Origin of the sequence: Luteimonas sp. MC1825 (genome assembly GCF_014764385.1) — a bacterium.
GTDB lineage: Bacteria > Pseudomonadota > Gammaproteobacteria > Xanthomonadales > Xanthomonadaceae > Luteimonas.
The window spans coordinates 1,034,320-1,059,194 of record NZ_CP061714.1 but is presented as its reverse complement, the minus strand read 5'-3'; the positions used below and the strand labels follow the sequence as shown (position 1 = coordinate 1,059,194).

Below are 24,875 nucleotides of genomic sequence, written 5' to 3'. Positions count from 1 at the left end.
GGCCCCTTGCTCCTGTCGTCCGGTCACTGGGTGAGCACCGCGCGCTCTCCGGCGACCCCGGCCGCGGCTGCATCGCGCCGCGGCCGGTACTGCGGCCTCGGTATGGCGTGGTCGCGGTACAGGCCCGGGTCGCCCTGCATGCCGGCTTCCGCGGCCTTGGCGATGTTGTAGGCTTCGCGCGCGCTGACGTAGTGCAACTTCCACTCGCGCCCGTCGTTGTAGCGCGACTCCAGGTGCGAATGCGCCTTGTGCATGGCGTCGCCGAGCAGCGTATCCATGTCGCAGTCCTCGGCGCCGTGGGTGTGGATCTTGACGAAGATCCATTCCGGCCGCCCCTCGACATGGATCCCGGTGCGCACCCACGCATCGATGCGGTCGGTGGTGGGGGGTGCCACCGCACGGATGTCGGCGTTCTCGATCCGCGGGACCAGGCCGAACTTGCGGCTCTTCCAGCGGAATCCAAGCGGACCCTGCACGAGCATCAGGTCGCCGGACCCGGAACCGCCAACGCGGACGCGCGGGCCGCGATCATGCGACTTCGGTCGGCAGGGATCGTCCTTGGCGTAGTAGATCCGGTTGATGGTGCTCGTCTGGCAGGGATCGGGGGCCGCGGGAAAGGTGAAGTCGGCATAGCAGCCTTCTTCGCGCAGCACGATCAGTTCGTTGTCGACACCGCAGTGGCGGCCCGACGGATGGCTGTTGTCCAGCGCCCAGTTGCCGTGGATGAACGCCCACCGCGGCTGGCCGGTGACCGGATCGCGCGGCAGCGCGTCGTGGTCGCGCGCCAGCAGTTCGGTGAAGCGCGACAGCTTGTGGCGCAGCTCCGCTTCGGTGTCGTTGTCGTGGTGGAGGTGGATCTCGATCTCGCCCAGCCCCATCCGGCACAGCGTCGCCAGTGCGTCCAGGTGTTCGGGCCGGTACTCCTCCTCGGGATAGAAGAAGGTGTGCATCGGCGGTCGGCCTTCGGAGTCGCGATGGCTGGCGCAGAGACGGGGCAGTTCGTCCAGCCAGCGGGCGACGCGCATGTCCTCGCGCGCGCGCCCGGGGTTGCCCCAGGCCGGTTCGTAGTGGTCGACGAAGCAGAACATGAGATGCCGGGTGGTGCCCGGGGGCACCGGAGCGCGCCAGTCCTGCCGCAGGTAGGCCGCGAGCCAGCCGGTGACATTGCGCCGGCGCACAAGCACCGCGCCGGCGGCCATCGCCGCCAGTGCAAGCACTGCCAGAAGCGCCGCGCCGATCGAGGGAAGAAACGCGGTGATCCCGCGCGCGCCCCCCAGCCACGCCAGCGGCACCACGGCCGCGGCCGCGATCGGCGGCACCTGCACGTGGTAGGCGCCAATGGTCTGTGCACCTTCGCGCCGGGTGCCTTCGATGTCGTCGTCGACTCCGTGCACCGGCACCGCGGCACCGATGGCCGCGCTGCCCGCGCGCGGCCTGCCCTTGGCATCAAGGTTGAAGTCGGCGGCGACACTGTCCGCCTCGCTGCCGCTGGCCGCCCGCCACGCGACGAGCGGCAGTGGAATCCGCGCCATGGGGCCCGGGCGGAAGTCGCGGAACATGCAATCCGGTGCATACCCGTTGTGATTGCTGTCGGCGCGGCCGGCGAGGCCGGACAGGCCACCGAGCTCGTCCGAGTCGCGGATCTCGAAGCAGCGCCCGCCGCTTGCGCCGACCAGGTTGTTGCGCAGCACCGGATTCACGCTCGGCGGGCGGCCGGCCGCCGGGTCCCAGTCCTGGAAGCTGATGCCGAAGTACAGCGCCGAGTGCCCGACCCGGGCGGCGTTTTCGATCGTGTTGTTGACGACCATCGCATCCCTGGCCGCGTACAGGCCGATCCCGGCGTAATCGGTGTTGCGCACGATGTTGTTGCGCACCACGCCGCGGATCGACTCGTGGTATCCGGGGTTCAAGGTCGTGTCGAAGAACTCCAGGCTGGTGTCGAAGCCCACCAGGATGCCCGCCATCCCGGTGTCCTCGATGCGGTTGCGCTGCACCACGACGTCCGTGGCGCCACCCTTGAAGTACAGGCCGGTGGTGGCGATGTCGTGGATGTAGCTGTCTTCGACCACCATCCCGGAGCCGTTGACGTTGTCGATGCCGTCGGCGTTCATCTCCTCCAGCGGCGTGCCGGGCGGGTAGATCGCGCCCGTGTCGCGGATCTCGCTGCGGCGAACGGTGACCCTGTCCGACTTGGGCGTGATCTTGATCCCGTCGCGCCCGGTGTCGCGGATCAGCAGGTCCTCCAACAGGATGTCGGAGGCGCCCCTGCCGCTGGCCGCGCCTGCCTGCTCCCAGTCGGTCTGCATCATCACGCCGTAATAGCGACCGCCACTGATCTCCAGGTTGCTGACCTGGCTGCCGGAGGCTGAGGGGTCGATCTGCAAGGCGACGCTGTCGGGGGTCGCGATGTCGCAGTGGATGTGCGCACGCTCGCCGGGGTACGAGCGCAGCACGAGCCTGACACGCAGGCGCACGTCGCATTCGGCGTAGGTGCGTTGGCCGTCCGGGGCGCGCAGGGTCACCGTGTCGCCATTGCGGACCAGCCCGTTGCCCGGCGACAGCACGTGCCCGATCGTCCGGAACGGGCGTGCCATGGACCCGTCGTTGGCGTCGCTGCCCGCGGTGGAGACGAACCATTCGCGCGCGCCAGCCGGCCATGCGATGCCCACCAGCGCGACCAGCATCGAGCAGGCCGCGAGGCGGGTGCAGCGTCGAAAGCCACCGGTGCAAACGCTGTACCGGGGTGGCACGCTATATCGATGCATGGTGTCTGCTTGTCCGGGTGGCTGGTTGCGACAGCGTTTGCCGTTGGTAATGGACAACGGATATCCGGCCGCGAACAGGCCGCGCATGTGGGGGCATGGAATGATGAAGCGGGACATGGCAGCGAAGCTCTTGGCGACACCGGGCCTCCGCCGCCTGGTAGCCGCCGCGCTGCCCCACGATGGCGTGCTGGTGCTCAACTACCATCGCGTGGGCAACAGCAGTCACTCGCGCTATGACCGCGGGCTGTGGAGCGCGTCGGCCGAGGGATTCGACGCCCAGGTCGGCTTCCTGAAGCACAACTGCGACATCATCGGCCTCGACGACATCGCCGACGCGCTGCGCCGCCCGAACGGGCGCTACGTCGCCATCACCTTCGACGACGGCTACCTGGACAACCACGACATCGCCCTGCCGGTGCTGCGGCACCATCGCGTCCCCGCGGCATTCTTCATCGCCACCGGCTTCATCGACCGCAATCTCCTGCCGTGGTGGGACGCGATCGCGATGCAGGTGCGGGAAAGTGCCAGCGCCGCGCTCGACCTGTCGCCGTGGATTCCCGGGCCGATCATCCTCGGCCAGCACCGTGAAGCGGTGATACGGCGCATCCTCGCCATCTACAAGGACCTGCCCTCGGGGCAGACGGTCCCGTTCCGCGCCCGGCTTGCCGACGAGACCGGCCTCGAGGCCCCGGAGACGGTCGAGGGCCAGTGGATGGACTGGGACATGGTCCGCGCCCTGGCCCGTGCCGGCATGACCATCGGTGGGCACACGGTGAACCATCCGATCCTGTCGAGCCTCGCGCTCGACGACCAGCGTGCGGAGATCGAGGGCTGCGCCCTGCGCCTGCGGGAGGAGCTCGGAATCGACATGACGCACTTCGCCTATCCGGTCGGCGGCCCCACCGCGTTCGACAACGAGACGATGCGGCTGCTCGGTGCCGCCGGGGTGGCGCAGGCCTTTTCCTTCTACGGCGGCGTTGCCCGCGCTTCGTCGGCACCCCTGGACCTGCAGCGCGTGCCGGTGTCCGAGGACACCGGCCAGGACCTGTTCCGGGCAATGGTGCAGCTTCCGCAGATGTTCTGCCGGCATCTGGCCGCGTGACGCCGCCGGCCCGGCGATGAACCACGCCACGGACTTCGCGAGGCTGTATGCCGAACTCGGCATCTCGCCACCCTGCACGCTGGAGGTCTTCAAACGGGCGTATCGCCGGCGGGTCGCGGAACTGCATCCGGACCGCCCCTCCACGGCGGCACGCGACCCGGCCAGGCTCATCGCGCTGAACGTGGGCTACGCCGCCGTGCTGGACTTCCACCGCGAGCACGGCCGCCTGCCGGGCGAGCCGCCCCCCGGCACCTCCGCGACGCGGGCCGCGGCGCCGCGACGGGGTGGCAGCCGGGGCATGCCTGCCGGCGGGCCACCCGCGGCCACCAGCCCGGCGGTGCGGGCGCCAGGGTCGGCGTCCAGGCGTGCCGTCTGGATGCGCACGCTGCTGACGCTGCTGGTCGTGGCCGGCGCGTCATGGCACTGGTTGCCGGCCTCCGGCGAGAGGGCCGCGCCGTCACTCGATGCACCAGCGGCGGCACCGCCGGCGGACGTGTCCGCGAGGGTCCGCCTGCAGCCCGGCATGGACCGTCGCACCGTCACGGCCCTGCTCGGTGAACCCGTGGCGCGCGACGCCAGCGATTCGCACTGGGTCTACGGCCCGTCCTGGGTGTATTTCGAGTGCGGGCGCCTGTCGGACTGGTACAGCGCACCCCTGTATCCCCTGCCTGTCGCCACGCAGCGGCCGCAGCCCGAGGCCAAGGGCGCCGCCGGACGCGCGGCCGCGGCGCCACCCCGCGCCTGCCCCGACCACGCCCTCGCGCGTACCGCTGTCGCGCCCCAGGCCCACGGGGACGATTGAGCATGTGCGGCCTGGCCGGCTACCTCGGATCCGGCATTGCCGCGCAGGACGCGCGCGCCGTGCTGGCCTCGATGATCACCACCCTCGCCCATCGCGGCCCCGACGGCTACGGCTTCCACGTCGACGAAGGGGTCGGCCTGGCGCACGCACGGCTTGCGATCATCGACCTCGCCACCGGCGCCCAGCCGATGGCCAGTCCGGACGCCCGGGTGTGGACGGTGTTCAACGGCGAGATCTTCAACTTCATCGAGTTGCGCGCGCGGCTGGAGGCGCAGGGCCACGAGTTCCACACGCGTTCGGACACGGAAGTGATCGTGCACCTGTACCAGCACCACGGCGATGCCTTCGTCGATCACCTCAACGGCCAGTTTTCCATCGCCCTCTGGGACGGCGCCCGGCGCCGGCTTGTGCTTGCGCGCGACCGCCTCGGCATCCGCCCGCTGTACTACACCCGTGCGCGCGGCGCACTGTGGTTCGCCTCCGAGGTCAAGGCGCTGTTCGCCGCGCTGCCCGGGCACGCGCGCCTGGACCCGATGGGCCTCGCGCAGGCGCTGACGCTGTGGGCCCCCATGGACCCCGACACCGTGTGGCACGGCGTGTCCACGCTGCCGCCGGGCCACATGCTGGCCGTCGAGGCCGACGGCCGCGAGCGCCTGCACCGCTACTGGGACTGGAGCTTCCCCGACGCCTGCGACACGGCCCGGCCCTGGCGCGACATCGACCAGGCCGCGGGCGAACTGCGCGAGCGGCTGGTGGACGCTGTCCGCCTGCAGCTGCGCGCCGATGTCCCGGTCGGCGCCTACCTCAGCGGAGGCCTGGACTCCTCGGGCATCGCCGCCCTGGTGCGCACTGCCACCAGCACGCCGCTGCGCACGTTCTCGGTGGCGTTCGCGCAGCGCGAGTTCGACGAATCCCCGCACCAGCAGGCGATGTTCCGGCACCTGGGCACGGACCACACCACGCTGCAGGTCGCGGCGGGCGATATCGGCCAGGCATTCCCGCGCTTCATCGCGCACGCCGAGACCCCGGTGCTGCGCACCGCGGGCGTGCCACTGATGCGGCTTGCCGATGAGGTGCGCCGCCAGGGGTATCGCGTGGTACTGACCGGCGAAGGCGCCGACGAGGTCTTCGCCGGCTACGACCTGTTCAAGGAGGCGAAGGTGCGCCGCTTCTGGGCACGCCAGCCGCACTCCGCGGTACGTCCGCGCCTGCTCGGGCGCCTGTACGGCTACCTCGCCACCTCGCCAGCGTCGAGCCCCGCGTTCGCGGCGGAATTCTTCGGACAGGGCATGCAGCACATCGACCGGCCGGTGTTCGCGCATGTGCCGCGTTGGACCACGTCGGCGCGCGCGCTGAGGTTCCTCGCGCCGGACTTGCGCGCCGCGGTCGCCGGCTTCGACCCGCTGGCGCTGGTCGAGTCGCGCCTGCCGGCGCGCGTCATGCGCTGGGCTCCGCTGGCGCGCGACCAGTACGTGGAAGCCAAGACGCTGCTCGCCGGATACCTGTTGGCCAGCCAAGGCGATCGCGCGGCGATGGCGGCATCCATCGAGGGCCGCTATCCCTTCCTCGACCACACCCTGGTCGAGTTCGCCAACCGCCTCCCGCCACAGTGGAAGCTGCACGGCCTGTCGGAGAAGCATGTGCTGCGCAAGGCACTGGCCGGCCTCCTGCCCGCCGATATCCTGCGTCGCACCAAGCAACCCTACCGCGCGCCGGACAGCGACTGCTTCTTCGTCGACGGACAGCCGCTCGACTACGTGGCCGAAGCCTTCGATCCCGATGCGATCCGCGCCGACGGCATGTTCGACGCCGCCGCCGTGTCACGCCTGTACGCGAAGGCCCGCGCCGGCAAGGCCGCCAGCTTCGCGGACAACCAGGCGTTCGTCGGCATCCTGTCGGCGCGCCTGCTGCAGGGCATCCACGCGCCGGCCGGACGGCGGCATGAGGCGGCGGGCATCGCCCTGGCCTGAACCCGGTCCGCCGGCGTCGACTCAGGCTTCGGCGGCTTCGCGGCCCTCGGCTTCGGCCTGGAGTTCACTGCGCCGGATCTTGCCGGTGCCGGTCTTGGGCAGCGACTCGCGGAACTCCACGGTGCGCGGCACCATGAACTCCTCGAGGTGGGCGCGGCAGTGCGCGATCACCGCGCGCGCGTCCAGGCCGGGATCGTCGACCACCAGCAGCGCCTTGAGCGCGTGGCCGAGCACCGGGTCGGGGACACCGACCAGGGCGGCCTCGCGGACCCCGTGCATGGCGTAGAGCACGTTCTCCACTTCCTTGGGGCTGACCTTCTCGCCGCGGGACTTGAGGATGTCGTCCTTGCGGCCGACGAAGTACAGGAATCCCTCGGCATCCGTGCGGAACAGGTCGCCGGTGTGCAGCACGCGCTCCCACGGGTAGCGGCCGGGCCGCAGCGCGCGCGCGGTGGCTTCGGCGTTGTTCCAGTAGCCCTGCATCACGTGGCCGCCGCGCACCACCAGCTCGCCGACCTCGCCGGCGGGCAACGGCCGCCCGGCGTCGTCGGCCACCCAGGCCTGGGTGCCGGGAATGGCGATGCCGACACTGTCCGGGCGTCGCGCCAGTTCTTCCGGCGGCAGCCACGTGCAGCGCTTGGACTCGGTCATTCCGTACATGGAGTACACCCGCGCGGCCGGGAACAGGTCCTGCAACCTGCGGATGTGCGCCGGCGGCAGCGCGGCGGCGGTATTGGTGAGGTAGCGCACGCTGGCGGCCCAGGCAGGGTCGAAGTTGCGCAGCTGCACGATCAGCGCCGCCATCGTCGGCACCAGCGGGAATGCGGTCACCCGCTCGGTGGCCAGCAGCGGCAGCACCTTCTGCGGGAACGCGAAGGACGTCTCGAGCACCAGCGTCGCGCCCAGCTTGACGCACATCAGCAACTGGTAGAGGCCGTAGTCGAACGCGAGCGGAAGCACGCTTAGCACGACGTCGTCGTGGCTGGCCTGGAGGTAGCTGGTGATGGACGTGGCGGCGAAGCGGACGTTGGCGTGGGTCATCATCACGCCCTTGGGGTTGCCGGTCGAACCCGAGGTGTACACCAGCATGGCCAGGTCGGTATCGATGCCGACCTGGAGCGGCAGGCGCCCCGGATCAGCCGCGGCGAGGAAGCGCCGGTATGCGATGACCCCGCCATTCATGCCGTCGCCATCGCCGTCGACCACCACGATGCAACGCACGCTGGGCGCACGCGCCGCGGCGGACCGGGCCACCGGCAGCAGGCTGGCCTGGGTCAGCAGGACCGTCGCTCCGCAGTCGGCGAGCACGAACGCGAGCTTGTCCGCCTTGGTGGTGGGATTGATCACCGAGAACACGCCACCGGCGCGCAGGGTGCCGAACACGCCGACCGCGGCCTCGACCGAGTTCTCCAGGAACACCACGCAGCGCTGGCCGTCGCCCAGTGCCGCATGTCCGGCCAGCGCGGCGGCGAAGCGCTCGCTTTCGGCGTGCAGCGTGGCGTAGTCGACCCGGCGACCGCCACGCACGACGGCCGTCTTGCCCGGGTGCTGCGCGGCCGCCCGCGCCAGCCAGCGCTCGCAACGTGCCGTCACTCGGACAGCTCCATCTCCAGGAGCTTGCGCGCGACGAAAGCGTCGATGGCGGCGATGCTGTCGAGGTTGTCCGGCAGCACTTCATCGTCGTCGACCATGAGGCCGAACTCCTGCTCCAGCCAGGTCACCAGCAGCAACACCCCCATGGAATCGATGACGCCCGATTCCAGCAGGCTGACCTCCGCGGCGGGCGGCCCGCCCGGGCCGGCGGGCGGGAAGTTCTCGTCGATGAAGGCGCGGATGCGGGATTCGTACTGGCTCACTGGATCATCCATGGAAGGGGTCGATCAGGTAACGGAATCCACGGCGGCGGACGGCCGGCCTAGCGCGCACCCCGCCTGAACAGGACGACCTCGACCGTCTGCAGCAGGATCATGAAATCGAACACGAGCCCCTGGTTCTTGACGTAGAAAAGGTCGAACTTGAGCTTTTCCTGCGCGTCGCTGACCGATGCGCCATACGGATAGCGCAACTGCGCCCAGCCGGTAAGCCCCGGCTTCACCGAGTGGCGCACGTTGTAGTAGCGGATCTCGCCGTTGAGCTGCTGCACGAACTGCGGGCGCTCCGGGCGCGGCCCGACGAAGCTCATGTCGCCGGCCAGCACGTTGAACAGTTGCGGCAGCTCGTCCAGGCGCGTCTTGCGGATGAAGCGGCCCACGCGCGTGGTGCGGTTGTCGTCGCGGCTCGCCCATCGCGCCACGCCGTCGCCTTCGGCGTCGGTGCGCATGCTGCGGAACTTGGCCAGTTCGAAGCTGCGTCCACCCTCGCCCACGCGCATCTGCCGGTAGAGCACCGGCCCGCCGCCCTCGATGCGCACGGCCGCCGCCACCAGCAGCATGGCCGGCCACGCGACCAGGAGCAGCGCGGTGGCGGCAGCCAGGTCGAAGCTGCGCTTGCTCAGCCGCCGCATCAGCGAATGGTCGAAGCCTCCGGAGAACACCAGCGAGGACGGGTCGGCTGCCTCGAGCTTGATCATGCCCGCCTCGCGCTCGAAGAACATCGGGATGTTCACCACCGAGATACCGCGCTGCGCGCAGGCCAGGATGTCCTCCATCGGCAGGCCGCCGCGACGCTCATCCGGGGCCACGACGATCTCCTGCACGCCCATCTCGCGGGTCAGCGAGGGAAGGTCGAGCATGGTGCGCACGAGCAGGTCCTCGGCGACCACGACCCGCTGGCCGGGGGCCGGCACGAAGCCGACCACGCAGAATGCCTGCCGGTCAGCCCGCCGGCGCATGCGGCGGTTGATGAGGTCGGCCTGTTCGCCGGCGCCATACACCAGGACGCGCCGCTTGTAGGCCTGGCCACCCGTCAGGCTGCGCGCCCCCCAGCGGAGCGCGGCGACGGAGACGAAGCCGAGTGCGAGGGTGATCGACAGCAGCCCTCGACCCATGTAGGTCTGCGGCACCGCGTAATAGGTCACCAGCAGGCCGACGCCGCCGAACGCGAACGCCAGCAGCATGCGAAGCACGAGTTCGGAAGGATTGTGCCGTACGTGGGACTGGTAGAGCCCGAATGCCGCCATCGCCATGGTGACGTACATCGGTACCAGGATCGCCGGAAACGGGACCATGGCCAGGTGCAGGCTGCGGCCGTCCGGATCATCGGAAAAGCGCAGGCAGATCGCCGCCACCGAGGCGAGCAGCAGGGCCAGCGACTCGAGCAGCCACTGGATGCGCACGAGGCGGTGGGCACGCCCGCCGAAGGCCCGGATCACCGGCCTCGCCCTTTGCACTTGAACGACAACATGCCGACCCCCGTTCGCCATCGCGATCACTGGACGTGGGCAGCGCATGGCGACGCCCATCCAGAGAAACTCGGATCACGATGCAAACCGGCCAAAAGGAACCGGGGGGCCAGGCCGCGCGGAGTGGAGCCCCGCGACCGCGGCCTGGCTGCCGCCCATGACGGGCGGCAGCCAGGTAGTGCTCAGTTGGCGGAGAGCTTCTGCTTCGCGCCGTCGACCCAGCTGCCCAGCTGCTTCCATGCAGCCGCGGCTGGCGAGGTGATCACCACGTCGGCGTCCGCCGTGGCCGGCTGGCCCGTGGTCAACCGCGCGCCGGTGACACCCGGACGCGCAGGGGTGCGTACCGGCGGCCGGCCGCCATTGACCGGACCATCCACCCGCGGGCGCGGCGGCGAGGCAACCGGCGGAAGGTCGACCGCTGGCGACTTGATGCGATGCCGGCGCGGCGGGGTCGTCGGCGGCGGGTTGGTCGGCGGCGGCGTCGTGCCCGCCGTGACCTGGTCGGCACCGATGTCATAGGTGGCGCCACGGATGTCCTTGTCGATGTCATTCAGCACCTGGGCCAGCGGGGTGCCGGCACCGATCGCCGGGCTGCCTGCGGGCAGGTGGCCGGTCGCGCTTACCGAGAACGCGGCCAGCTTGCTGTTGGCGTCCTGGCCGGTCGCGGACCGCCACTGCCCCAGCGTTCCCGCCGTCGCAAGGCCACTGCCCGGGCGCGAGTCACGGAACGTGCAATTGGCATTGTGGAAGCCGTTGTAGTTGGAGTTGGCCGAGCCGCTGAGCCCGGACAGTCCGCCCAGCTCGCCGCTGTAGCGGATGTCGATGCAGTTCCCGCCGTCCTGGATGACCAGGTTGTTGACCAGCCGCGGGTTGACGCTCGACGGGCGGCCCGCCAACGGGTCCCAGTCCTGGAACGGCACGCCGAAGTACAGGGCGCCGTGGCCCTTGCGCGCCGCGTTGACGATGGTGTTGTTCGCGACCAGCGCATCCTTCGCCGCATAGAGCCCGATGCCCGCGTACTGCGTGTTGCGGACCACGTTGTTGCGAACGGTGCCGCGGATCGACTCGTAGTACTGCGGATTGAGCTGCAGGTCGAAGAACTCGGTGCTGGTGTCGAAGCCCACCAGGATGCCCGCCATGCCGGTGTTCTCGATGCGGTTGCGCTGCACCACCACGTCCGCCGCGCCGCCCTTGAAGTACAGGCCGGTGGTGGCGATGTCGTGGATATAGCTGTCCTCGACCAGCATGCCGGAGCCATTGACGTTGTCGATGCCGTCGGCGTTCATCGCATCCGGCGACGTGCCAGCCGGGTACATCTTGCCGGTGTTGCGGATCTCGACGCGACGGATGGTCGCGTTGTTGGACTTCGGGGTGACCTTGATGCCGTCACGGCCGGTATCGCGGATCAGCAGGTCTTCAAGCACCACGTTCTCGGCGCCCTTGTTGCTGGCCGGACCGCCCTGGTACCAGCTGGTCTGCAGCATCACGGCGTAGTAGCGCCCGCCACTGATCTCCAGGTTGCTGAGGCGGCTGCCCGAGGCACCCGGATCGATCTGGATGGTGACGCTGTCGGGGGTGTTCACGTCGCAATGGATGTGCGCGCGTTCGCCGGGGTAGGAGCGCAGCGTCATCGGCTTGCGCAGGCGCACGTCGCATTCGTTGTAGGTGCCGCCACCGCGAAGCGTGACCGTATCGCCGGCGGAAACCACGCCATTGGTCGTGGAAAGCACGCGCTTCACGGTACGGAACGGCGAGCCGATGCTGCCATTGCCGCTGCTGTCATTGCCGGTGGGGGATACGAACCATTCCGCGGCGAAGGCCGGGGCGGCCACGAAGGCCAGGAGAAGTGGTGTTGCGGCGAGGGCGGCGAGTGCGCGTGGCCGGCGGGTGGAGCGTTCGCGCTGTGTCTCTGGCGCGTCAGGTGCAGCATGGTGCAGGTTGGCGAGGATCGAGGTTTCCGGTAAGCCTGATAACGGGCAACGACCTTGTAAAGGCGATAATGGGCGCATGTAGAGCTCCGAAGTTTGCAGCAGCGCCCCTGTTCGCCGTGCGTGAGTGATTGAACCGCCGGCGCAGGTTAGCGATGAAGATCGCGTGAGAACGCGACCCCAATCACACTTGGCGAGTGGCAATCGGGATCATTCAGGAGTTGCAGACAGTCACCCGGCCGCGGAAACAAGAACGCCAGCGGCAAGCCGCTGGCGTTTTTGCATCATATGGTGCGCCCGGAAGGATTCGAACCTCCGACCCCCAAGTTCGTAGCCTGGTGCTCTATCCAGCTGAGCTACGGGCGCGCTAGAAGCGGAATTTTGCAGCAACACGCCAACTTCGTCAACGCTTTGAAGCTGGCGGAGAGTGAGGGATTCGAACCCTCGATGGAGTTTTAAGCCCCATACTCCCTTAGCAGGGGAGCCCCTTCGGCCACTCGGGCAACTCTCCGGGATGAAACACCACGCCGGCCTTCAGGCCGGCGTGGGAGCGAAGGATACCGGCTTGCAGCGCAGCCGGCAAACATCAATCGGCATCGCCCTCGACTTCACTCCCGGCCGCGCCCTCGCCGCCGTGGATCCGCTGGTAGATCTCTTCGCGGTGCACCGAGACATCCTTCGGCGCGGTGATGCCGATGCGGACCTGGTTGCCCTTGACGCCCAGCACCGTCACGGTGACCGAATCACCGATCATCAGCGTCTCACCGACCCGCCTGGTCAAAATCAACATGTAGGGAACTCCATGTCCCGGCCATCCAGATGGCCGGGTCGACTGAGGAGCCGTGACGTCGTCACCGCATCCAAGATGGTTCACGTAGCCCAATCATGATACCGGCCGAACAGGCCCGCACATGTAGGTCATAGGTCATGGCACGCCGCTTTTCAGACCACGTGGTCTGCTACCCAAGCGGCCACGCCGGCGAGCGCATCGACCAGCGCCGCTCCGTCCGGGCCGCCGCCCTGGGCCATGTCTGGCCGGCCACCACCCTTGCCGCCGATCCGCCCGGCGATGTGGGACAGCAGTTCACCGGCCTTGACCTTGCCCAGTGCCGCGCCGCTCACGCCTGCCACCAGGCTGGCCTTGCCGTCGGCCGTTCCCGCCAGCACGACCACCGCATCGCCAAGTTGCTGCTTGAAGCGGTCGAGGGCGTCGCGCAGGGTGCGCGCATCGAATCCTTCCAGCCGCACCGCCAGCACCTTGATGCCGGCCACGTCGACTGCGCTCGCGGCCAGGTCGGCGGTGGCGCTGCTTGCCTCGCGCGATTTCATCGCTTCGAGCTCGCGCTCCAGCTTCTTCTGCCGATCGAGCAGTGCGCGCAGCTTGTCGCCGACGTCGGCGGTGGTGCCGCCGAGCATCCGCGCGGCTTCGGCCAGGCGCGACTCGTCCAGCGCGACCTGCTCCAGCGCCGCCTGCCCGGTCAGCGCTTCGATGCGACGCACGCCCGATGACACGCCGCCTTCCGAGACCAGCTTGAACAGGCCGATCTCGCCGGTGCGGGCGACATGGGTGCCGCCACACAGCTCCACCGAGCCGCCCATGGTCACGACGCGCACGCGCTCGCCGTACTTCTCGCCAAACAGGGCGATGGCGCCGGCATCGATCGCCTCGTCCATCGCCATCTCGCGGATCGCCACGCCATGGTCGGCGCGCACCTCCTCGTTCACCCGGCGCTCGACGTCGCGCAGCTCGGCGGCGGTGATCGGTTCGAAATGAGAGAAGTCGAAGCGCAGGCGGTCGGGCGCGACCAGCGAGCCCTTCTGCGCCACGTGCGTGCCCAGGCGTTCGCGCAGCGCACCGTGCAGCAGGTGGGTCGCGCTGTGGTTGAGCACGATGCTGCCGCGGCGCGTGGCGTCGACACTGCCGAGCACGTGGTCGCCGACGCGCAACACGCCGTCGCGCATGCGGCCGATGTGGCCGTGGAACTGGCCCGCGAACTTGCGGGTGTCGTCCACCGAGAAGCGCATGCCCTGCCCGTCGAGTTCGCCGACATCGCCGACCTGGCCGCCGGATTCGGCGTAGAACGGGCTGCGGTCGAGGAACACGATCGCCTCGTCGCCGGCCGCGACTTCCCGTACCGGGCGCCCGTCGCGAAGCAGGGCCACGACCTCGAGGCCGCCGGCCTGCACATGGTCGTAGCCCAGGAAGGCCGTCGGCGACATCTGCGCCACCAGCTCCGCCGGCAGCGTGGTGCCGCCGCCGAACTTGCCGGCCGCGCGCGCGGTCTCGCGTTGCCGGTTCATCGCCGCTTCGAAACCGGCCATGTCCACCGCCATGCCGCGCTCGCGCGCGATGTCGGCGGTCAGGTCGACCGGAAATCCGTAGGTGTCGTACAGGCGGAACGCGTCGCCCCCGGGGATGGTGGCGCCGTCGCTGCGCGCGACAACCTCGTCGAAGATGCGCATGCCCGAATCGAGCGTTTCGGCGAAACGTTCCTCCTCGGCCAGCAGCGCGCGCTCGACCAGGGCGCGCTGCGCGCGCAGTTCCGGATAGGCGTCGCCCATTTGCGCATCCAGCGTGGCCACCAGCTTGTGGAAGAACGGCTGGCGCACGCCGAGCATCCAGCCATGGCGCAGCGCGCGGCGGATGATCCGGCGCAGCACGTAGCCGCGGCCCTCGTTGGACGGCAGCACGCCGTCGACGACCAGGAAACTGCAGGCACGGATGTGGTCGGCGATCACGCGCAGCGACTTGTTGCCCGGGTCGGCGCCGGTCAGCGCGGCAGCCTCGGCGATCAGCGCCTGGAACAGGTCGATCTCGTAGTTGCCGTGCACGCCCTGCAGCACGGCCGCCAGCCGCTCGAGGCCCATGCCGGTGTCGACGCAGGGCGCGGGCAGCGGCTGCAGGCTGCCGTCGGGCTGGCGGTCGTACTGCATGAACACCAGGTTCCAGATCTCGATGAAGCGGTCGCCGTCCTCGTCGGGCGAGCCCGGTGGACCGCCGGCGATGTGCGCGCCGTGGTCATAGAAGATCTCGGTGCACGGCCCGCAGGGACCGGTGTCGGCCATCTGCCAGAAGTTGTCCGACGCGTACGGCGCACCCTTGTTGTCGCCGATGCGGATGATCCGCTCCGGCGGCAGGCCGATGGCGTTGTGCCAGATGCCGTAGGCCTCGTCGTCATCGTGGTAGACGGTGACCAGCAGACGGTCGGCGGGGATCTTCCAGACCGTGGTCAGCAGTTCCCAGGCCCAGGCGATCGCGTCGGCCTTGAAGTAGTCGCCGAACGACCAGTTGCCGAGCATCTCGAAGAACGTGTGGTGGCGCGCGGTATAGCCCACCTGGTCGAGGTCGTTGTGCTTGCCGCCGGCGCGCAGGCAGCGCTGCACGTCGGCCGCACGCACATAGCTGCGCTTCTCGGCGCCGAGGAACACGTCCTTGAACTGCACCATGCCGGAGTTGGTGAACAGCAGCGTGGGGTCGTTGCCGGGCACCAGCGGTGCCGACGGCACTACGGTATGGCCGCGGCCGCTGAAGAATTCGAGGAAATCGCGGCGGATGTCCGCGGTGGTCGGACGGGGGGAATCGATGGGGTTGGGCATCTGCGCTGGTGCTTGCGGGCTGGGGGGCGGCACCGCACCGGGTGCCGCAAGCTCCGCGCAGCGCGCGAAGGCGACATCCGGTGGCGTTCCGATGCCGCTAGGTTAGCAGGCCGCACGAGGGTCGCAGCACCCCGGCCCACCGCACGGGTTCAGTCGTCGTCGGGGTCGAACGCGGTCGCGGCGCGTACCGTATCGCCGCCAAAGCCCCGCCGGAACAACAATTCGGCCGCCTTGCGCCGCTGCACCAGGTCGTCCTCTCGGATCGGACCCAGCCGACGGCCGACCAGCCTGCGGGCACCGGCCAACCAGTCGTCGTCGCCACTTTCCGCCAGGTCGGCGAAGGCGGCCTCGATCACCTCGTCCGCCAGGCCATGGGTCCCCAGCTCGGCACGGATGCGCAGCGGTCCGTAACCCGTGGACACGCGCATCCGCGCCAGGCTGATCGCGAACCGGCGATCGTCCTGCCAGCCGCCCTCGACCATGCGCTCGATGGCCACCTCGGCCTCGTCGTCCGCGACACCGCGCGCTTCCAGCTTGCGGCGCAACTCCTTGCGCGAATGCTCGCGGCGAACCAGCAGCCCCAGCGCCCGCTGCACCGGCGTGGGGTCCGGGCGACGGCGGCGCTTGCCGCCGCGATCGTCCTCACCCGGAGCCTGGCTGTCCTGGCTCACGCTGCCGTGCGAGGCCGTCAGGCCTCGGCCGCCTTGGCGCGGGACCTGGGCTTGTCCTTGGCTTCTTCGACCTCGTCGTCGGCGTCTTCAACCGCCGCGGCCGGCACCGCGACCGGGGCCAGGCGCGCGCGCAGCTCGGCCTCGATGCGCTGGGCGACGGCGACATTCTCCTTGAGGTATTGGCGGGCGTTCTCCTTGCCCTGGCCGATGCGCTCTTCGCCGTAGCTGTACCAGGCGCCCGCCTTCTCGATGATCTTGGCCTCGACCGCCATGTCGATCACCTCGCCCTCGCGGCTGATGCCCTCGCCGTAGAGGATCTCGGTGATGACCTGCTTGAACGGCGGCGCCATCTTGTTCTTGACCACCTTGATGCGGGTCTGGTTGCCGATGATCTCGTCGCCCTTCTTGATCGCGCCGATGCGGCGGATGTCCAGGCGCACCGAGGCATAGAACTTCAGCGCGTTGCCGCCGGTGGTGGTCTCCGGGCTCTGGCCGGGCATCATGATGCCGATCTTGTGGCGCAGCTGGTTGATGAAGAACACCATGCAGTTGCTGCGCTTGATGTTGCCGGTGAGCTTGCGCAGCGCCTGGCTCATGAGCCGCGCCTGCAGGCCCGGCAGCTGGTCGCCCATCTCACCCTCGATCTCGGCGCGCGGGGTGAGCGCGGCGACCGAGTCGATCACCACCATGTCGACGGCGTTGGAACGCACCAGCATGTCGGCGATCTCGAGCGCCTGCTCGCCAGTGTCGGGCTGCGACACCAGCAGGTCGTCGACGTTGACGCCGAGCTTCTGCGCGTAGGTGGGGTCAAGGGCGTGCTCGGCATCGATGAACGCCGCCACGCCGCCGAGCTTCTGGCACTCGGCAATGGTCTGCAGGGTGAGCGTGGTCTTGCCCGAGGACTCCGGGCCGTAGATCTCGATCACGCGGCCACGCGGCAGGCCGCCGATGCCCAGCGCGATGTCGAGCTGCAGCGAGCCGGTGGGGATGACCGGGACCACTTCGGCGACGCGGTCGCCCATGCGGATCACCGATCCCTTGCCGAACTGCTTTTCGATCTGGCCCAGGGCTGCTGAAAGCGCGCGCTTCTTGTTCTCGTCCATCGTGGTCGTCCTCGGATCAGGTATTCGGGATGTGTGCAGTGTGTCCGCGGCCGGTCGCAGGGGCTGCGACTTCGACGCGGGGAATCGAAACTAGCCGGCCACGCCGGATACCGGCAGCAGCCATGGCCCGGCTGCGCGGTGGGAAAACGCCGCCACCGGGGATCGGCGCGCGCGGGTCACGGCACAGGCTCACCGGTTGGGCCTCACCAGCCCGCAATACAGGCCTTCGATGGCGAACTCCTGCCCCGGCTCGACCTCGATCGGCGCGTAGTCCGGGTTGCGCGGCAGCAGGCGGATGCGGTCGCGGCCGATCTTGAGCAGCTTGACGGTGATCGTGTCGTCGATGCGGGCGATGACGATCTGGCCCGAGCGCGCGTCGCTGGTGCGGTGCACGCCGATCAGGTCGCCGTCGAAGATGCCCTCGTCGCGCATCGAGTCGCCGCGCACGCGCAGCAGGTAGTCCGGTGCCGGCGAGAAGAACGCCCGGTCCATCAGCACCACCTGCTCGCTGCCGATGTCGGCGCCGATCGGCAGGCCGGCGGCCACCTGGCCGAGCACGGGCAGTTCCAGGACATCGGCGTTGCCGGCCAGCGGCAACGCGCCTTGCGCCGGCCGCGCCGCCTGCAGCACGCGAATGCCGCGCGCACGGCCCGGCACCCGCTCGATCGCACCTGCGGCCTCGAGGGCTTCCAGGTGGTACTGCGCGGCGCGCACGCTGCTGAAGCCGAAGGCGCGGGCGATTTCCGCCTGGGAGGGCGGCACGCCTTCCTCGGCGATGCGCTCGGCGATGAGGGCAAGGATGGACTGCTGGGTGTCGGTCAGTTGCATGGTTAGTAGTATTACTACTAACTCCCGGCGCCGTCAACGCCACCCGCGGATCAACGGTGGTGGCTGCCCTTCCAGATCGAATAGACGATCCAGACCCCGGCGGCGGCCGCGCCGACGAAGCCCAGCACGCCCAGCGCCATGAGTCCGCGATTGCCCACGCCGCCGCCGACGCTGTTCATGACGATCGACGAGCCGATGATCAGCGCCGCGGTGATCACGCCGATCGTGAGCCGGCTGGCGGCGCGGTCGACCTGGTCACCAAAGGGCTTCAGCTCCGGCACATCGATCCGCGCGCCCACCCGGCCGCCGCGCGCCGCACGCACCAGCCGGCGAAGGTCGCGCGGCAGTTCGGCGCCCAACTCCACCAGTCCGGCCAGTCCGCGGCGACCACGCCGGGCGAGCATCGAAGGTGCGTAGCGCCGCAGCATCACGCGCTCCAGCCACGGCTTGGCCTCGCTGGCCATGTCGAAATCGGGGTCGAGCTGGCGCGCAAAGCCTTCCAGGGTCAGGAACGCCTTGACCACCAGCGCCAGGTCCGGCGGCAGCACCAGGCCATGCTGGCGCAGCAGGCCGGCGGCATCCGACAGCATGGTGCCCATCCGCAGGTCCTTCAGCGGCACGCCACGATAGCGGTCGACCAGCACCGACGTGACGGCCTGCAGGCGGTCTTCGTCGACCTCGCCGCCGTCGCTCCAGTCGAGCAGGATGTCGGCCACCGCCTCGTCGTCCTGCACGACCATGCCGTGCAGCAGGCGCGCGATTTCCAGCCTGCGTCGCTCGCCGAGGTGCCCGACCATCCCGAAATCGATCAGCGCGATGGCGCCGGAGCGCAGGAAGAAGATGTTCCCGGGGTGCGGATCGGCGTGGAACAGGCCGTCCTCCAGCACCATCTTCAGCACGATGCCGGTGCCGGCGCGCGCCAGCGCGGCGCGGTCGAGTCCGGCCGCGTCCACCGCTGCCAGGTCCCCGGCGGGGATGCCGTCGATGAAGTCCTGCACGTTGAGCCGCTCGCTGGTCCACTGCCAGTACACGCGCGGCACCACCACGCAAGGGTTGTCGGCGAAGCTCGCGGCGATGCGCTCGGCGTGGCGGCACTCGGCCGCGAAGTCCAGTTCGCGCCGCAGCGACTCGCGAAACTGGCGCACCACCTCCACCGGGCGATAGCGGCGCAGGTCGGGGACCTGGGACTCCACGATCACCACCAGCCGCGCGAGCAGCCGCAGGTCTGCCTCGATGGTGTCGGTGATGCCGGGCCGGCGCACCTTGAGGATGACTGCGGTGCCATCGTGTAGCCAGGCCCGGTGCGCCTGGGCCAGCGATGCGGCGGCCACGGGGACCTGTTCGACGCGCGCGAACACCGCTTCGGGTTCGGCGCCGAGATCCTCGACCAGCTGCGGCCGCACCGTCTCCCAGGGCAGCGCCGGCACCTCGTTCTGCAGCCGGCTGAGCTCGGCGATCCAGTCCGGCGGCAGCAGGTCCACGCGCGTCGACAGCACCTGGCCGAGCTTGACGAACGTCGGGCCCAGTTCCTGCAGCGCGCAGCGCAGGCGCTCCGGCGGGCGCAAGGCGTGGCGCTCCTGCACATGTTCCCAACGCAGCAGGCGTCCTGCCCGCTCCAGCGCGCCCGCCAGGCCACTGCGGCGGACGAGGTCGCCGAATCCGTGGCGCACGAGGACGCTGGCGATCTCCTGCAGCCGCCCCAGGTCACGCACGCCGGCCAACCGCTCCCACATCATCCTGTGCTCCGCCTGTTCACAGCAGGCGTTCGAGGCCGCGCAGCGCCTCGCCGACCGTCTGCCGGCGCACCGCGTCGCGGTCGCCGTCGAAGTGGAACAGCTCGGCATGCGGATAGCCGCCGCGACGCTTCCAGGCGATCCACACCGTCCCCACCGGCTTGTCGTCGGTGCCGCCGCCAGGCCCGGCGATGCCGGTGACCGCGACCGCCACCGACGCACCGGAATGCACCAGCGCGCCGGACACCATCTCGATGGCGGTGTCGCGGCTCACGGCGCCCTGCTCTTCGAGCGTCTGCGCGCGCACGCCGAGCAGCGCCTGCTTGGCCTCGTAGCTGTACGCGGCGAGCCCGCAGTCGAACCACGACGAGGAGCCGGCGACATCGGTCACCGTCTTGGCGATCCAGCCCCCGGTGCAGCTCTCCGCCGTCACCAGCCTGTCGCGCGCGGCTTCGAGGCGCGCGCCAAGGGCCTGCGCAAGGTTGGCCAGCAGGGCGTCACCGGGAACATCCATTGCGTTTTCACCATGTGGAAAGCGAGCAGTATCGTCCCTGCCCACCGCGCTTGTCGCGCCGGCTTCTGTCCCCCGGCATCCGCCTGGCGGCCGATGCCTCCTCCTTGACATCGTCCTCGAGGGCCTTGGCACCCGGCGCCCAACAGAAACGGCCCGCCGAAGCGGGCCGTTCCAGTGTCACGATGCCGCGGGGTTCAGAAGTAGTTGAACCGCAGGGTCACGCCATAGGTGCGCGGCGCGCCGAGGAAGGCATTCCACGAACCGGCCTGGATCGGCGCGTCGATGCCGACCTGCTTGTAGGTCTCGTCGGTGAGGTTCTGGCCCCACAGCTCGACCAGCCAGCGCCGGTTCTGGCTGCCAAAGCCCAGGCGGGCATTCACCAGCGCGTAGCCGTCCTGCAACTTCTGCACATCGAGGTCGGAGCCGGTGTTGTACTCCGACATGTACTTGGCGCCGATGTTGAAGCGGCCGATGTGGTTGGCGCCGAAGCCCCATTCGTACGTCACCGACGCGTTGCCCGACCATTTGGGCGCGAAGCTCATCTGGTTGCCGGGCAGCAGCGCCAGGTCGGCATCGGGCAGCAGGTCGTCGCCGTACTCGGTTTCGGCGTAGGTCAGGCCACCCTGCAGCATCAGGCCGGGCACCGAGGTCTGCCACATCATGTCGGCCTCGAAGCCCATCGACACCACTTCCGGGATCGAGCGCACCACGAAGCTCGTGCCCAGGAAGCTGTTGAGCTGGAAGTCCTTGTAGTCCTGGTAGAAGAGCGCCGCATTGAACAGCAGGTTGCCGCCGGCCCAGTCGGTCTTCATGCCGAGCTCGAAGCTGTTGACGAACTCGCCGGGGAACGAGGTGTCGTCCACCGGAGTGATGCCCCGGACGCCGCTGGACAGGCCGTTGGAAGACTGCACGCGGTCGAGGTTGAAGCCGCCGCCCTTGTAGCCGCGTGCCACCGACACGTAGGTCATGACCTCGTCGGTCCAGTCGTAGGCGGCCTTGAACGTACCCGACCATTCCTTCTCGGTCCGCGACTGCGACACGTTGCGGCCGTTGTGGGCCGCATTCGCCCAGGGCAGGCACATGAAGCCGATCACGTCGGGCGCGACCGCCGGCACCAGGCCCGCCAGCAGCTGCGCCTGGAGCGCGGGCGGCAGGCTGGCGAAGCCGTTGATCCGCGCCGCCAGCGCCCCGCCGACGCGGGCTGCCGGGTTGGCCAATGCCGCGCCACAGCCCACGCTGCCGCTCGGGTTGCTGTACGCCGAATCCAGCTCCTTCTTTTCGTGTGTGTAGCGCAGGCCCACGGTGAAATCCAGCGCGTCCGTGGCGCGGAAGGTGTTGTTGCTGAAGATGGCGGTGCTGCGCGCATTCTGGTCGTGGCGGTCGAGCGCGCCGAGGCCGGTGAAGTTGGTCCCGAAGGGCCGGCCGCTGACCTGCGACAGGAACGTCGCCGGGTTGGCCTGGTTGACGGTCAGCCCCAGCGGCGCCAGCTGCGCCGCGACGCCCGCCAGCACCTGGCTGCCGACCAGGGTCGACAGGTACGGCTCGTAGGCACTGCCGAAGCGGTACGAATCATTGCGCGTCAGGTCCTCGTCCGAATAGAACAGGCCCACCATCCAGTCGACGCGGTCGGTCGAGCCGGTCAGGCGCAGCTCCTGGCTGAAGGTTTCGAAGCGCGTCAGGGACTCGTTGTCGTCGGGGGCGCGGTACAGGATGTCCGCCGCGCTGTAGTCGAAATCGAGGCCATTGATCGCCTGCCAGTCGCGGAACGCGGTGATCGAGGAGAACGTGGCGTTGTTCGCCCACGGGGTGTTCCAGTCGACCTGCGCCGACACGCCCTTGTCCTTCAGGTCCTGCGAGGTGGGCCGGTTGCTGTACGCCAGGCGCCGCTCGGGGTCCGCCACCGGGATCACGCCCTCGCCGCCCGGGGTCAGCGCGTTGATGATGGCCGCGGTGGGTCCGCGCTGGGTGGTGACCGTGACGCAGCAGTTCTCTTCGCGGCTGCTGTAGTCCGCCACCAGGTTGATGTCGACCGTGTCGCTGGGCTCGAGGAACAGTTGGCCGCGGACCGTGTGGTAGTTCTGGTCGCCGTCGTCGGTTTCCTTGCGCGGGCCGGCACCGACGCGGACGTCGTCGACGCCGTCGCGCTTGCGCTTGGCCGCGAAGATGCGGAATGCCGCGTTTTCGGCCAACGCGTCGTTGTAGGCACCGGACACGCCGAGCAGTCCGAAGTTGCCCGCGGTGATCTCGGCTTCCGCGCTCTGCGAGTAGCTCGGCTTGCGGGTGATGACGTTGATCACGCCCGCCGAGGTGTTCTTGCCGAACACCGTGCCCTGCGGCCCCTTGAGCACCTCGATGCGCTCCACCTCGCCGAGGTCGCCGAAGCCGACACTGTTGCGCGAGCGGTACACGCCGTCGATCACGATGCCGACCGACGACTCCAGGCCGGCGTTGTCGCCGACGGTGCCGATGCCGCGGATGCGCGCGGTGGTCTGCGCCGCGCTTTGCGTGCTGGTGACTGTGAGCCCGGGCACGAGGACCTGGAGGTCCTTGATGTCACGCACGCCGGTGTCGAGCAGCAGCTGCTCGTCGATGACGTTGATGACGATCGGCACGTCCTGCAGGGCTTCCTCGCGCTTCTGCGCGGTGACCGTCATGGTCGACAGGGTGGTGGGCTCGTCAGCCGTCGGCCTGGTCGCCGGGGCATCCTGTGCACGGGCCACCTGTGCGATGGGCATTGAAGCAAGTACCGCGAAAACAGCTGTCGCGAGCGCGTGGCGCCGCGGGTGGCCTTGGACCATTGGGTGTCCCCCTAACCGGATGTTGGATGAGCATCATCGACACGGATGCGACCGCCGGCATGGAGTCCATGCCGGTTGCGCGCCAGGCCAGCGTGGGGGACGGACCTGACGCTGCGGTATCGCAGCCTTGGCGCGACGCTAGCACATTTCCGGACGCATGCGTATGTGGCCGGCGGATGCGGGAAACCCGCTGCCTGCAGGGCCCCGATCGCCCCGACGAGGCGTCCCGGATCGCGACTGGTCCACAATACCGGCCATGGATACCCACCCCCTCCCGGCCGTTGCCGAGCGCACACGCGTGCACGATCCCCGGCTTGCCGCGCACTGGCGCCTGGCGCTCGCCGCGATCACCCCCGGCGCGCGCCTCCTGTTCAGCGACGCCGCTTCGGCGGCGGCCCCGATGCTGGCCGACCACTTCTACGGCGAAATGCTCGACGACCCCCGCGCTGCGCGGTTCCTGTCCCCGGACCAGGTCCGCGACCGGCTGAAGCCGTCGCTGCAACGCTGGCTGCTGGAACTGCTCGGCGCCGGGCCCGACGACGTCGATGCCGTGGCCGCCACCCAGGAGACGGTGGGGCTGGTGCACGCGCGGATCGGCATTCCCGTGGACCTGGTGGGCCGCGGTGCACGCCTGTTGAAGGGCGAGCTGCAGGCAGCGATCCGGAAGGCCGGCGCGGCGGGTCACGCCGACGCCGTCATCGAGGCGATCGTCGGCGTGGACGCGCTCATCGACCTGGCCCTGGAGGCCATGACCCGCGCCTATGACATCTCGCGCGAGCAGGCCGGCACCATCGACGCCTCCTACCGGCTGTTCTCGCTGATCCAGAACGTCGGCACCGAGCGCGAACGCCAGCGCGCGCTGCTGCTGGCCTGGGAGAACACCCTGCTGTACGCGCTGAGCCTGGAGCAGCCGCCGGCAGCGGCACCGCTGCTGCTGTCGCGTTCCGAGTTCGGCCTGTGGTTCACGCACAAGGGCATGGCCAGTTTCGGCGAGACGCCGGAGACACGGCGCGTGGCCGAACTGGTCGAGGCCGTCGACACGGGCCTGCGTGATGGCCTGCCGCAGGCGGGGAACCCGGCGCTGCGGCGCGCGCTGGTCGACGAGACGCGCGCGGTCGTCGCCGCGATCCGCAACCTGCTCACGATGATGTTCGACGGCATCGGCGACCTCGAGTCCGGCCGCGACGCGCTCACGCGACTGCTCAACCGGCGCTTCCTGCCGACCGTCCTGCGCCGCGAGATCCAGCTGCAGGCCAACACCGGCCGGACGTTCGCGGTGTTGATGATCGACCTCGACCACTTCAAGGTGATCAACGACAGCCACGGCCACGAGGTCGGTGATCGCGCCCTGCAGCAGGTCGCCGCGCTGCTGGTGCAGAACACGCGCGGCAGCGACTACCTGTTCCGGTACGGCGGCGAGGAGTTCGTGGTGGTGCTTGGCTCGGTGGGAGCCTCCGAGGCGCTGGCGATCGCCGAGGGCCTGCGCAGCTGCGTCGCGGGCGCACCGGTGGCACTGTCCGACGGTGAAACCCTGATGTTGACCGCGAGCATCGGCCTCGCGCTGCAGGATGGGCACCCCGACTACGAGCGCATCCTTGCCCGCGCGGACGCGGCCATGTACGCCGCCAAGCGCAATGGACGCAACCGCGTGGTGGTGGCGACCGACGACCTTCCGGAGCCACCCGGCGTGGTGCAGCTCAGGCAGCGCTGATGCAAGCCCGGAC

Annotated in this window: 17 protein-coding genes and 2 tRNA genes; 4 read left to right on the top strand and 15 right to left on the bottom strand. The window is 69.5% G+C overall.

Annotated features, from left to right (window positions below):
* Window positions 1-23: 23 nt before the first annotated feature.
* Window positions 24-2,684: a right-handed parallel beta-helix repeat-containing protein gene (locus IDM46_RS04870; protein WP_185114966.1), complete on the bottom strand. Its 2,661-nt coding sequence runs from the start codon at window positions 2,682-2,684 to the stop codon at window positions 24-26.
* 196 nt (window positions 2,685-2,880) lie between these two features.
* Between IDM46_RS04870 and IDM46_RS04865 the strand changes: the two genes are divergently transcribed.
* Genes IDM46_RS04865 through asnB form a run of 3 tightly spaced genes read left to right on the top strand, consistent with a single transcriptional unit; the run spans window position 2,881 to window position 6,639 of the window.
* Window positions 2,881-3,867: a polysaccharide deacetylase family protein gene (locus tag IDM46_RS04865; protein WP_182821914.1), complete on the top strand. Its 987-nt coding sequence runs from the start codon at window positions 2,881-2,883 to the stop codon at window positions 3,865-3,867.
* Between the two features lie 16 nt (window positions 3,868-3,883).
* Window positions 3,884-4,669 carry a hypothetical protein gene (locus IDM46_RS04860; RefSeq protein ID WP_182821916.1) on the top strand — a complete coding sequence of 262 codons (786 nt, stop codon included), beginning with the start codon at window positions 3,884-3,886 and terminating at the stop codon, window positions 4,667-4,669.
* 2 nt (window positions 4,670-4,671) lie between these two features.
* Entirely contained in the window at window positions 4,672-6,639 is a 1,968-nt protein-coding gene (gene asnB / locus IDM46_RS04855; protein ID WP_185114965.1) for an asparagine synthase (glutamine-hydrolyzing), read from the top strand.
* A 21-nt stretch (window positions 6,640-6,660) separates the two neighbouring features.
* On the opposite strand, the gene IDM46_RS04850 is transcribed toward asnB, so the two are convergent.
* The 14 genes from IDM46_RS04850 to IDM46_RS04785 form a co-directional block, all read right to left on the bottom strand.
* Window positions 6,661-8,232 carry an AMP-binding protein gene (locus IDM46_RS04850; protein WP_182821920.1) on the bottom strand — a complete coding sequence of 524 codons (1,572 nt, stop codon included), beginning with the start codon at window positions 8,230-8,232 and terminating at the stop codon, window positions 6,661-6,663.
* Complete coding sequence (locus IDM46_RS04845) at window positions 8,229-8,507, bottom strand: phosphopantetheine-binding protein (protein WP_182821922.1); 279 nt, start codon at window positions 8,505-8,507, stop codon at window positions 8,229-8,231. Before IDM46_RS04845 ends, IDM46_RS04850 begins: the two co-directional genes overlap by 4 nt.
* Before the next feature lie 47 nt (window positions 8,508-8,554).
* Window positions 8,555-9,949 carry a TIGR03013 family XrtA/PEP-CTERM system glycosyltransferase gene (locus tag IDM46_RS04840; RefSeq protein ID WP_223878028.1) on the bottom strand — a complete coding sequence of 465 codons (1,395 nt, stop codon included), beginning with the start codon at window positions 9,947-9,949 and terminating at the stop codon, window positions 8,555-8,557.
* 212 nt (window positions 9,950-10,161) lie between these two features.
* Window positions 10,162-11,811, bottom strand: coding sequence for a right-handed parallel beta-helix repeat-containing protein (locus IDM46_RS04835; protein WP_185114964.1), 1,650 nt, complete (start codon window positions 11,809-11,811; stop codon window positions 10,162-10,164).
* A 385-nt stretch (window positions 11,812-12,196) separates the two neighbouring features.
* A tRNA-Arg gene (locus IDM46_RS04830) sits at window positions 12,197-12,273 on the bottom strand.
* A 52-nt stretch (window positions 12,274-12,325) separates the two neighbouring features.
* A tRNA-Ser gene (locus IDM46_RS04825) sits at window positions 12,326-12,418 on the bottom strand.
* Window positions 12,419-12,493: 75 nt separating this feature from the next.
* Window positions 12,494-12,697 (bottom strand): carbon storage regulator CsrA, encoded by a 204-nt coding sequence (csrA, locus tag IDM46_RS04820; protein ID WP_182821928.1) that lies wholly within the window; start codon window positions 12,695-12,697, stop codon window positions 12,494-12,496.
* A 152-nt stretch (window positions 12,698-12,849) separates the two neighbouring features.
* Window positions 12,850-15,492: an alanine--tRNA ligase gene (alaS, locus tag IDM46_RS04815; RefSeq protein ID WP_185115265.1), complete on the bottom strand. Its 2,643-nt coding sequence runs from the start codon at window positions 15,490-15,492 to the stop codon at window positions 12,850-12,852.
* 161 nt (window positions 15,493-15,653) lie between these two features.
* Window positions 15,654-16,175, bottom strand: a complete 522-nt coding sequence (locus IDM46_RS04810; RefSeq protein ID WP_185114963.1) for a regulatory protein RecX — start codon at window positions 16,173-16,175, stop codon at window positions 15,654-15,656.
* Window positions 16,176-16,192: 17 nt separating this feature from the next.
* Window positions 16,193-17,278: a recombinase RecA gene (gene recA, locus IDM46_RS04805; protein ID WP_185114962.1), complete on the bottom strand. Its 1,086-nt coding sequence runs from the start codon at window positions 17,276-17,278 to the stop codon at window positions 16,193-16,195.
* A gap of 189 nt (window positions 17,279-17,467) precedes the next feature.
* A complete protein-coding gene (gene lexA / locus IDM46_RS04800) occupies window positions 17,468-18,106 on the bottom strand; it encodes a transcriptional repressor LexA (protein WP_182821935.1) in 639 nt (212 codons plus the stop codon).
* Window positions 18,107-18,156: 50 nt separating this feature from the next.
* Window positions 18,157-19,839 (bottom strand): AarF/UbiB family protein, encoded by a 1,683-nt coding sequence (locus IDM46_RS04795; RefSeq protein WP_185115264.1) that lies wholly within the window; start codon window positions 19,837-19,839, stop codon window positions 18,157-18,159.
* Between the two features lie 19 nt (window positions 19,840-19,858).
* The gene (locus IDM46_RS04790; protein ID WP_185114961.1) at window positions 19,859-20,353 is read right to left on the bottom strand and encodes a CinA family protein; all 495 of its coding nucleotides are present in this window, start codon (window positions 20,351-20,353) and stop codon (window positions 19,859-19,861) included.
* Window positions 20,354-20,547: 194 nt separating this feature from the next.
* A complete protein-coding gene (locus tag IDM46_RS04785) occupies window positions 20,548-23,088 on the bottom strand; it encodes a TonB-dependent receptor (protein ID WP_185114960.1) in 2,541 nt (846 codons plus the stop codon).
* Between the two features lie 319 nt (window positions 23,089-23,407).
* Here IDM46_RS04785 and IDM46_RS04780 point away from each other — a divergent pair, with 319 nt between their 5' ends.
* Window positions 23,408-24,862, top strand: a complete 1,455-nt coding sequence (locus tag IDM46_RS04780; RefSeq protein ID WP_185114959.1) for a GGDEF domain-containing protein — start codon at window positions 23,408-23,410, stop codon at window positions 24,860-24,862.
* Window positions 24,863-24,875 lie beyond the last annotated feature (13 nt).

Excerpts from the sequence above, each read along its gene's own strand:
- IDM46_RS04780 (WP_185114959.1), top strand. The coding sequence starts at position 23,408 with ATGGATACCCACCCCCTCCCGGCCGTTGCCGAGCGCACACGCGTGCAC.
- IDM46_RS04845 (WP_182821922.1), bottom strand. The coding sequence starts at position 8,507 with ATGGATGATCCAGTGAGCCAGTACGAATCCCGCATCCGCGCCTTCATC.
- IDM46_RS04795 (WP_185115264.1), bottom strand. The coding sequence starts at position 19,839 with ATGTGGGAGCGGTTGGCCGGCGTGCGTGACCTGGGGCGGCTGCAGGAG.
- IDM46_RS04860 (WP_182821916.1), top strand. The coding sequence starts at position 3,884 with ATGAACCACGCCACGGACTTCGCGAGGCTGTATGCCGAACTCGGCATC.
- IDM46_RS04870 (WP_185114966.1), bottom strand. The coding sequence starts at position 2,684 with ATGCTGGTCGCGCTGGTGGGCATCGCATGGCCGGCTGGCGCGCGCGAA.
- asnB (WP_185114965.1), top strand. The coding sequence starts at position 4,672 with ATGTGCGGCCTGGCCGGCTACCTCGGATCCGGCATTGCCGCGCAGGAC.
- IDM46_RS04865 (WP_182821914.1), top strand. The coding sequence starts at position 2,881 with ATGGCAGCGAAGCTCTTGGCGACACCGGGCCTCCGCCGCCTGGTAGCC.
- lexA (WP_182821935.1), bottom strand. The coding sequence starts at position 18,106 with ATGCAACTGACCGACACCCAGCAGTCCATCCTTGCCCTCATCGCCGAG.
- IDM46_RS04785 (WP_185114960.1), bottom strand. The coding sequence starts at position 23,088 with ATGCCCATCGCACAGGTGGCCCGTGCACAGGATGCCCCGGCGACCAGG.
- recA (WP_185114962.1), bottom strand. The coding sequence starts at position 17,278 with ATGGACGAGAACAAGAAGCGCGCGCTTTCAGCAGCCCTGGGCCAGATC.
- IDM46_RS04790 (WP_185114961.1), bottom strand. The coding sequence starts at position 20,353 with ATGGATGTTCCCGGTGACGCCCTGCTGGCCAACCTTGCGCAGGCCCTT.
- csrA (WP_182821928.1), bottom strand. The coding sequence starts at position 12,697 with ATGTTGATTTTGACCAGGCGGGTCGGTGAGACGCTGATGATCGGTGAT.